The sequence below is a fragment of the Moorena sp. SIO2C4 genome (genome assembly GCF_010672485.1).
Classification (GTDB): domain Bacteria; phylum Cyanobacteriota; class Cyanobacteriia; order Cyanobacteriales; family Coleofasciculaceae; genus Moorena; species Moorena producens.
On the sequence record NZ_JAAHGN010000815.1, the window covers coordinates 1 to 3,495 of the forward strand.

At 43.2% G+C, this 3,495-nt stretch carries 3 protein-coding genes and 3 pseudogenes; 1 reads left to right on the forward strand and 5 read right to left on the reverse strand.

What is annotated here, in order from left to right; translation table 11 throughout:
* Positions 1–284 (reverse strand): annotated as a pseudogene (locus F6K20_RS29585) (rhomboid family intramembrane serine protease); the annotation flags it as partial.
* 251 nt (positions 285–535) lie between these two features.
* Here F6K20_RS29585 and F6K20_RS29590 point away from each other — a divergent pair.
* Positions 536–1,153 (forward strand): class I SAM-dependent methyltransferase, encoded by a 618-nt coding sequence (locus F6K20_RS29590; protein ID WP_044493575.1) that lies wholly within the window; start codon positions 536–538, stop codon positions 1,151–1,153.
* A gap of 214 nt (positions 1,154–1,367) precedes the next feature.
* On the opposite strand, the gene F6K20_RS29595 is transcribed toward F6K20_RS29590, so the two are convergent.
* The 4 genes and pseudogenes from F6K20_RS29595 to F6K20_RS29610 all read right to left on the reverse strand — a co-directional run.
* Entirely contained in the window at positions 1,368–2,231 is an 864-nt protein-coding gene (locus F6K20_RS29595) for an SWIM zinc finger family protein (protein WP_008185658.1), read from the reverse strand.
* 240 nt (positions 2,232–2,471) lie between these two features.
* On the reverse strand, positions 2,472–2,915 hold the full coding sequence (locus F6K20_RS29600; protein ID WP_267872052.1) for a LysM peptidoglycan-binding domain-containing protein: 444 nt from the start codon (positions 2,913–2,915) through the stop codon (positions 2,472–2,474).
* Positions 2,916–2,954: 39 nt separating this feature from the next.
* Positions 2,955–3,380 (reverse strand): annotated as a pseudogene (locus F6K20_RS29605) (RNA-guided endonuclease InsQ/TnpB family protein); the annotation flags it as partial.
* Positions 3,381–3,393: 13 nt separating this feature from the next.
* Positions 3,394–3,495: pseudogene (locus F6K20_RS29610) on the reverse strand (RNA-guided endonuclease InsQ/TnpB family protein); the annotation flags it as partial.

The window sequence follows — 3,495 nt, forward strand, 5'->3', positions numbered from 1 at the left end:
TCATCGGTTCCTCGTAACAATACCCAACAGCCAAGGAGCGCAAACGGAATAGTGTTTCCGATCAAGTGTTTCCAGTCTTTGTGCAAGAAGGGTGAAAACAAAATACCAACTAGCCCAAGCCAGGTGCGGGGTTGGATACCAAACTTTTCGTTCAGTGCTCCCCCGCATAAGACTAAATTGACAAAACTTACAATCCAGGCGTAAAGAACCAAATCACCCACCGCCTGGAAGTTGTCACCCCAAGCATTTCGGAATTGATTAATCCAATCAAATATACTTGTCATACTTCACCCGGTAGCCTGCACGCTCATATTTATCTTTAATACTATAATTTATATAGCGTTTCTCATAGTAATCAGGTACGTAGGTGCGCTCTTACTTGGCGAATTAAATTCGCCACGGGTCGCACCTCAGGATTTTTTACCTATTCCCTATTCCCTAAAACCCAGTACTTTGTAACTCAACTAATTAAGACTTGCTATATATATAATTGATCATGAGTACCAATTCAAGGTTATCCCAAGGTAATTGGATCATGAGTTTATATTCAGAGTTAATTTTTCCCCGATTTCTGGACTGGGTTATGTCTGACCCGGTCTTAACCAAGTATCGTCAAGAGGTTTTATCTCAGGTGTCTGGGGAAGTATTTGAAATTGGCTTTGGCACAGGATTAAATTTAAAGTATTACCCCAAGCACCTGCAAAAACTTACAACTATTGATGTTAATCCTGGGATGGATTCCGTAGCAAAAAAACGTATTAATCAATCGGAAATTACTGTTGATTTTCGGGTGCTGAATGGGGAAAGTTTACCGATGGCTGACCATAGCTTCGATAGTGTAGTGAGCACCTGGACCTTGTGCAGTATTAGTAAGGTAAATCAGGCTATAGAGGAAATTTATCGGGTGCTCAAACCAGGGGGAAAGTTCTTTTTTATTGAGCATGGCATGAGTGATGAGTCTAAGGTTCAGGTTTGGCAAAATCGCTTGACCCCTGTACAAAAGATTATTGCGGATGGCTGTCATCTCAATCGTAATATCAAACAGCTGGTTGAAAACCATTTCCAGATTCTGAAGTTAGAAGAGTTTTATGAACCAAAATTTCCTAAGATTATGGGCTATATGTATAAGGGTGTGGCTCAGAAGTCTTGTTAGCATTAAGCGGTCAGCGGTCAGCGGTCAGTGGTCAGCCCTCAGCTGAGGTAACTCAGATTAAACCAATGCTTATCTGTTTTATTCAAAACCTGAACGCTAAAACCTGATAGCTGATAGCTGATACGCGACACGCTGATAGCTGATACGCGACACGCTGATAGCTGATAGCTAAAATAGGCACATTAGTTCCAACAGGGAATTAATTATTAGCCTATTAGCTATCTCGATTTAATGCTGAGATTACGGCCTGCTGGCTGACTATCTGATAAATTCCCTTTAAATACTGCATGACACGAGGGTCAGCTCCTCCTAGAGGAATTGTTCCTAAGACATCAAGGACGGTTCCACTATCTGTTGGTGGTGCAATTACCACGAGGGAAGAATCGAGGGGCTGATCGTATTGCCAAAATTGCTGAATATTGACTGAGGTTTCAGGATCGTCGATTGCGGATTCCCCCTCTTCCCTGTTTTGATCAGGGTTTTGATCAGCAGACGTGAGATTTGGAATTGACGATGGCTGCTCTGTGGCCGAAGTTTCTGGTGCTTGACCACTCCGTAATTTACGCAAGGCATCAAGGATTTGTTCTTTGGTGCTTCCCCGCAACTGGAACAAAACAAAGGGGTCTTCGCTGAAGCGATCGCCTAATTCATAGTATACTGCTGCGATATGCTTACAAGGATTTTTGGGATCGGGGCAATTGCATCTGGAACGAACGTCGGAGAGGGTGAAGGGAAATAAACTTAAACCATTGGAAGTAAATACTTCTTCGATATTATGGGGCATTTCTCCTGCTAATAACTGAGCTGAGTAAATTGCTTTACTTGCCAGGGTTTGCACCACATAATTCCAGTCTTCCTCAGTAAAGGGTTCGATGGAAATGGTCAATTCATAGGGCTCCGGAGCAGTTCCTTGAACTTTGGCCACTACTTGTGGTCCTAGAAAGTCAATACTGAGAATGTTGCCTTCTTTGGCATAAATACGTCCCCGTTCCAAACGCTTTTTGAAGCGATAGGAATTGAGTAATTCATTCCAACGTTCTACCCACCATTCTTGGGTTTCGATTTCGTAGTTTGTCATTATTGTAAAGGGAATAGGGAGTAGGGAGTAGGGAGTAGGGAGTAGGGAGTAGGCAACAAATACTTATATTATCACTATAGCTGTTTATAGTCTAATGAGGTACACAATATTGTTTCCCGATTCCCGATTCCCGATTCCCGATTCCCGATTCCCGATTCCCGATTCCCTGCTCCCTAAAACCTAAAACCTAAAACCTAAAACCTAAAAAAATGTACCTCACTAAATTGAAAACCTCTATAACTAAAACTTTGAGACTGGAACTCGTAACACTAATCCTGGATAGATCTGATGAGCATGCTTAATTTGGTGTCGGTTGGCTTCTAATATCCGACGAGACAATCTGCCGTCACCATAAACTTGTTGGGCGATGCTGAAGAGGGTGTCTCCGGGGATGACAGTGTATTGATAGAAACCAAAGTACCGAAGCAGCAAGGCGTTGCCGAAAACAATTGGCACGATTACTTTATTGGTTTCACTGCCGTTTGCTGGTGAGATACTGAAAATTTCAAGGGTACCTTGGGGGGTTGCTGGGACTATTTTCAATGGCAATCCTACCGAGAAGTTAGCGAGGATGCCATTACCGCCAACAGTGAGAAAATTCCGGAATAACTCGGTATCATTATTGTCCCGGACACCGACGTGAATGATGCCTTCAAACCCAGTAGCAATGCCGCAGACACGAATGGGATTTTGACACTCCCCGTCCTAGAAGAACGGGGATTCTTACTTCAACGAGCTGACTTGCTCAACCAGACCGGAATCAGGAAGAGTAGAGGCCAATTCTCCATAAGCGTTCGGATCTATGATCCAGGTTCCTGTGTGCCCCACAGTACCCAAGGCTCTTTTTAGAATATTGATCGCAGCATTATGGTCTCGGTCTAATTCACAACCACACTCACAGACGTGGGTTCTGGTTGATAAAGACTTCTTAACGACCTCGCCACAGTCTGAACAATTTTGGCTGGTATAGGCAGGATTGACTGCTACTGTCTGCCTATTAAACTTTTGGCCAAAATGCTCTAACCATTTTCTAAATTGATACCAACCCGCGTCATTAATAGATTTGGCAAGACAATGATTTTTCACCAGATTTTTAATCCTCAAGTCTTCGTAAGCAACCACATCGTTAGAGTGGATTACGCAACGTGCCGGAGACGAAACCTTAGAAGAGTGCAGCCTTACAACAAAACCTGCCACCTTTGATGCATAGCCTACCAACTATAAAGGCTGCACTCTTCTTGCGGTAACTTCTAACCAGTCTCTT

What these genes read in the sequence shown, in the direction of transcription:
- F6K20_RS29590 (WP_044493575.1), top strand. Translation starts at nt 536, where the DNA reads ATGAGTTTATATTCAGAGTTAATTTTTCCCCGATTTCTGGACTGGGTT.
- F6K20_RS29595 (WP_008185658.1), bottom strand. Translation starts at nt 2,231, where the DNA reads ATGACAAACTACGAAATCGAAACCCAAGAATGGTGGGTAGAACGTTGG.